Annotated in this window: 4 protein-coding genes; all 4 read right to left on the bottom strand. The window is 34.4% G+C overall.

The annotated features are described in order from the left end of the window. Window positions 1–267 (bottom strand): hypothetical protein (locus tag DXB73_RS14220; protein WP_147354911.1); only part of this gene is annotated, 267 nt, incomplete at its 3' end. Between the two features lie 25 nt (window positions 268–292). Further along, entirely contained in the window at window positions 293–880 is a 588-nt protein-coding gene (locus DXB73_RS14215; protein ID WP_118691564.1) for a hypothetical protein, read from the bottom strand. Continuing rightward, on the bottom strand, window positions 877–1,470 hold the full coding sequence (locus tag DXB73_RS14210; RefSeq protein ID WP_118508120.1) for a hypothetical protein: 594 nt from the start codon (window positions 1,468–1,470) through the stop codon (window positions 877–879). The genes DXB73_RS14215 and DXB73_RS14210 overlap by 4 nt, the downstream gene beginning before the upstream one ends. Before the next feature lie 102 nt (window positions 1,471–1,572). Continuing rightward, window positions 1,573–4,935 (bottom strand): RHS repeat-associated core domain-containing protein, encoded by a 3,363-nt coding sequence (locus tag DXB73_RS14205; RefSeq protein ID WP_182448176.1) that lies wholly within the window; start codon window positions 4,933–4,935, stop codon window positions 1,573–1,575. Between the last annotated feature and the right edge of the window lie 899 nt (window positions 4,936–5,834).

The following is a 5,834-nucleotide window of genomic DNA, read 5'->3' as shown; positions in this document are numbered from 1 at the left end:
TTTTTCAACAAACGGACACAGATCAAACATATTAGGGGAAAGATAATGGATCGCATATGGATAAAAGGTCATGCTGGCATCTTTTGCATCCCACTGATACCCGATATAATGAGAGCCTCTCATCTGTATAAAATGATTGTATATCCACTTTCGGCCATCCTCTGATCCGCTTAGAATTCCAAACAAGAAATTCTGTTCCGGCCATGCCCGGATACCGACATCAGCTAATGGCAATATCCGGGCAGATTTTATTCCCTTTTGAAACAATGGTTATCTCCTTTCTCTTTATTGTTCATTTCAAATAAGTTGTAGCTTTCCAATCACTTGTAACAAATTGTCCACTTTCTGTATTAAAGACTAAATGATCTCCCTGTTGTCCTGTCATGGTAAATGTGTTCAGAATCTTATCTTTATCGTCATGATCATGCACCTGAAATAATAACTTTCCTGATTTAATCGTCATCCCCGGTATGCCATGTTGTAGAACATATTCTGCTTTATTGAATCCTGCCGCATAATCATTACAAGTTAAGCGATACATCTTTTTCACATAAAACTCTCGATTAGAACGAATCCCGATAGCACAAATTGCATATCGCGGAAGTCCTGCTCCAACGCTATCGTATCCTGAATAGACAATTTCTTTTTCACCATCACCATCGATATCATATTTTATGAAACTTTTCTGATAGGGTTTTCCTTTTGCAGTTACTAGCTCGCGAATGGGAGAATTATTTTTATTCTCTCTTAAATATTGCAAAACTGCTTTTTCCTGTCTGTATTCAATATAATACATTCCAACACGTACTACTGAGCATAGTATAATTACTGTAACGAACACCGCTATAAGTCGTATAAAATTTTTCCTTTTTTTACTCAATCTTTATCCTCCTTATCAAAGTCCTCCCAATCACTCGTAACAAACCGTCCGCTTTCTGTATTAAAGACTAGATGATCTCCCTGTTGTCCCGTCATGGTAAATGTATTCAAAATCTTATCCTTATCGTCATAATCATGCACCTGAAATAATAACTTTCCTGATTTTATCGCCATACTCGGTATGCCATGTTGTAGAACATATTTTGCTTTATCAGGTGCAACTGTATAGTCAAAACAGGTTAAGTCATAAATTGCCTTTACATAAAATTTTTGACCGGAATGAATCCCAATTGAACAGATCACATATCTTGGATATCCGGACCCCAATTCATCATATCCTGCATAAACAATTTCTTTTTTACCATCACCATCAATATCATATCTTACAGTTTTTTGCTGATAAGGCTTTCCATCATCATTCACCAGGCCATGAAAAACCGATTTGCTCTCATTTTCTTTAAAAAATTCCAAAAGCTTACTATCTTGTCTGTATTCATAATAATACATTCCAACACGTACCGCTAATCCTAGCAAAATCGATGCAATGAGCACCACTATGATCCATATTAATATTTTCTTTGATTTGGTCATCCTCTTTTCCTCCCTGTTCAGCATTCAGATTTTATTATTTTCAACATTCTTCTGACATTGCCTTTTCACATGCAACGTCAGAAGAATTTATGATTTGAATCATTATTTGAATACAATAAAATGGAGACTACTTGTATAAGATCCCCCACCAATATCCCATTTTTTGCTCTTAACAAAATACCGCTCAATTTTCCATGGAAGTGAATTTTTAAAACGATCAGCATATATTAAAATCCCCACTCTAGCTCGCCCAGGCTTATGAGCCCAAAAATGTGTTCCAGTACTGAAACTATAAAATCTTTTCATAAAATGATAATCTGGTAGTCCATTATCCATTTTCCCAGTTCTTAAAATAATCATTGTATAATCATCATTATACTTACTAGCATCGCCATGAGGAATTGTTTTATGAATTTTATATTTCAGTTTCTTTAAATCAGCCATTGTATAATCTAATGCCTGCTTTTCAGTCGCAGGACATTTTGTTGGATTAGAATAATGACCTGGATCAATTGCCTTTTCGTTATTCATAGCAAACCCATAACAATTGGAATCTAAAAAATTGTTCACTCCTTTCCAATAATAATTCTTTCCTGAAGGAGATTTTGGGAATTTTTTTACCCAGTCTGGCACATTTCCAGTAGCATTACTTGCATTTACAGGGGTATTTTCGCAATAAGCATACATATTGTGAGAAAACGCTCCAAAACCCGTGTCTGTATAACTATCCATACTTAACATACGCCTTGTAGCCGGATCATAGTATCGATTCACAAGATAATAAAATCCACTCTCCCGATCATAATAATAGCTTCTGTACCGATATGGATTACGTTCTGCCAGTGTCTGATTCCCGATAATGTTGACAATATTTCCCCATGCATCATATTCATAGGTTACAAGTTCTTTTCCTTCTGAATCCATAATTCCAACAACATCATTACTGCCATTTAATCGATACAAATACGTTTTTCCTTGACTTTCAAATCCAACAAGCTGATCAAAAGCATTATAATGAAACCACATTTCGTCTTTGTCCGTAACCTCTCCTATCAACTTCCCATTGACATAATAAAATTGAGTGTTCCCATCTTTTCCAGATTTTTTTACACGATTTCCATTCATGTCATAGGAATAAACGGTCTTCCCATTATTATTTTTAATCGACTTGAGTTTATTGCCCTGTGTCCATGTAAAGTGACTATCATCCCAATATGTTATAGGATTTCCACTCGCATCATAACAAATTTGTTTTCCTTGATATAATGTCATTTGATCTGCATATCTATCATTGTATCCATAATCTGCTATCTTTTTTCCATCTTTCAGCTGAACAGATGGTTTATTAAAGTCCAATGGATATGCATATACGTTTGTTATATTACCTCCCTCATCATAATGATATACATATGTCTTATTTGTTGCAGAAAGATTCTCGCGAATCACTTCATTTAAATTATTGTATTCATAAGATACTAGGCATCTATCTTTATCCCATACCGCTTTTAGAAGACCTTGTTCTGTGTATTCCTCTCGATATGATTTCTGATTATTTACTTTAATTAGTTTATCACTGCCATCATCCTGATATGACTCTTGATACACTATATCCCCATTTATGCGCACTTCCTTATCCTTTTGATCCTGAATTTCCAACAGCGCATTACTACGATAAATATACTTTCCATTATCAACAAGAAATTGTTCCGTCATATTGTTACCATTACAAGCAATCTGTAATGTCGTATTCATTCCATCATTGATCACTGAATAAGAACAGCCATCAGAACTTTTCATGCCAGTCAACTCTCTAGAGTTATCATGGGTATATTTATAAGTAATATGATTGACATGATCTGTAGCCTCTGAAAGAACATAATGGTTATCTTCATCATATGTCCAACTATAGAGTAACTGTTTTTCATCTGACAGACTTATCATGTCGCCAATCGAATCGTATTCAGCTATTAATGCATACCCGTCTCCAAATGTTGTGCGACACGTTCTGTCATTTTCCCATTCTATTGTTTTAAGTTCGCGTTGATTAATATCAAAACTTTTTATTCTTCCTTCACTATCATACTGGAAATCGTACTCAATTCCATTATGTTCTATATTTTTAATTCCGTTTTCGTCATATGTGTATGCATTATATATTTGATTTGCACCATCATATGCTAAACGAAGTGCCGGTTCTCCTTTTTTATTATATAAGATAATATTATAGTTATTATCTATTATCTGTATTTTATTCTTTTGCGAAATATTATTGTACACTTCCGTAACTTTTTGTCCCTGTTCATTATAATACGCTTCCAAACAGTCACCAGGAACGAATTTATATTTTGCCTCAACATACTTATCAGAACATTTCTGTGCGTCAACAATAAAATAATCACTATATTGTTGCTCTATTTTATGTATCGTTTCTTTTTCTATCTCAACAGAAAGATGATCTTTTCCAGCAATGCACACTTTTTGTTGCTCTGTGCAGTCAGGATCGTTCCACTTTCCATATCCATCTCTAATCTCATATCCATCAGGAATACCATCTTCATCCGTATCCCTAGTAACCTCACTAATGCATCCTTCCCCTTCATTCTTAAACGTTTTTATGTCCGATATTCTTCTCTCGCCGTATTTATCAACAATTTTCACATACGCCTCAATATATCCGTTTTCCTCAGGTTTATCAAAACAATCACCATTCTTATAGTTCTCAATCCTATGAAATGGTTCATTGTTGTAACGTATATATAATTCTATAGTCTGCGCATCTATATCTGACAATGCTATTTTATCAGCCTCATCATCAAAATACATTTCTAAGGCAATGTCATTTCTCATGTAAAATTTCTGCATTTTCTGAATCATATTTGTCACTCGAATGTCCTCTTTTGCACTACTTTCAGATGCATTAATCGTCAATTTCTTTGTTATAATCGCTCCACATAAATCCAATTTTTGACACTCTATGTGTACGGATCCCTTTGGTGCATAGACAATTCCATTTATTGTAACATGATTTCCAGTAATCCATACAGACCCATCCTTTGTATACATAATTCCTTGGCGCAAATTATTCTCTTCTCCACTAACCTTAATATCATTCTCTGCAACTAATATTCCAGAAAAAATATTTCTTGCCGCCTTCATTTCATAAGAGTCACTGGAATAAATATATGCATCACTATTAAACCTCTCACCTTCGTTGCCATTTGACAATTCTACTTTATCGGCATGCTCCAGCTGATACAGAATACCATCATGTAAATTTGGAAGCTTATGCACAGTTGTAATATTACCCATTAGTTGGTTACTATTAATATTTTCTGTTATACATATATTTGCTGTATCAACCTGCGTCTCAGCAGCATCGGCATAACCTGTCGCTATATGAATCGGGGCAAATGCCAACGCTAAAGAAATTACATATGCACTTATAATAGTTGCTTTTTTTCTCATTTTTTCTCCATTCTGTGCTACACTTTCATGATCTGCACTATTATATGTATTAGTTTTTTGTTTCTCAAATTCCGACTTTCTCATGCAGAAACTTTATATTTTCTACATCCATAGCATATACAGACCTAATATGCTATAATTATCAAGTGAAGTTTTAATCTGCGGTACAGAGGGTCTGTTCTCAAGTACTGGAGATTTTTGTAGAGAAACTCTACAAGGTGCCAACATAAAGATGTTTACTTCATTGTAACATCTTTATGTTGCAATGACTGTGGTCTTACTGGCTGATGTAGGATGCCTAAGCATGTAGGTCAACTCTCACTATCCATAATCAATTTTTTCTGCGCTGTTTTTTCTACTGCACGTAAAATTAATTCTTTTGTCTTTTTCATTCCTTGCTCCCTTCTATACATATCCCCTAATTATTCGCTTTGTATCAAATGTGCAATAATACAAAGTCATTAATAAATGCGTCTGTAACACATTAAATGTAATAAAAAAATGTCTCTTCGTAAACCCATTTGGCAGAAATGGACACTTTTTTCCATAATTGGACACCTTTTTAACCTTTCATTTAAGAATTTTATATTGACAACTAAAACTTCCCATTCCAAAAGATGCTGCGAGAACCACATATTGCTCATTATGTCGATGGTCTAATTATATTTTGTAGCTGCTATATAGTGAGTCATGCCATCAGAAAATAATATCAATAATTTCAAATTGATAAGCTTCCAAAGATCATCTATTACCAGAAATGGGATTACAAAGAGTACACCTCTTATCTTGAATGGCGATATGGCAAAAAGATCAAAAAAAAATCCTGTAAACGAAATCGTTTACAGGATTTTCTTTGTCGCTCCCCGAGTAGGACTCGAACCTACGACAGCGCGGTTAAC

The organism is Clostridium sp. OM05-6BH, assembly GCF_003481635.1.
GTDB lineage: Bacteria > Bacillota > Clostridia > Lachnospirales > Lachnospiraceae > Butyribacter.
Note: the sequence above shows the minus strand (reverse complement) of the source record. Positions and strands in the feature narration are given on the sequence as shown.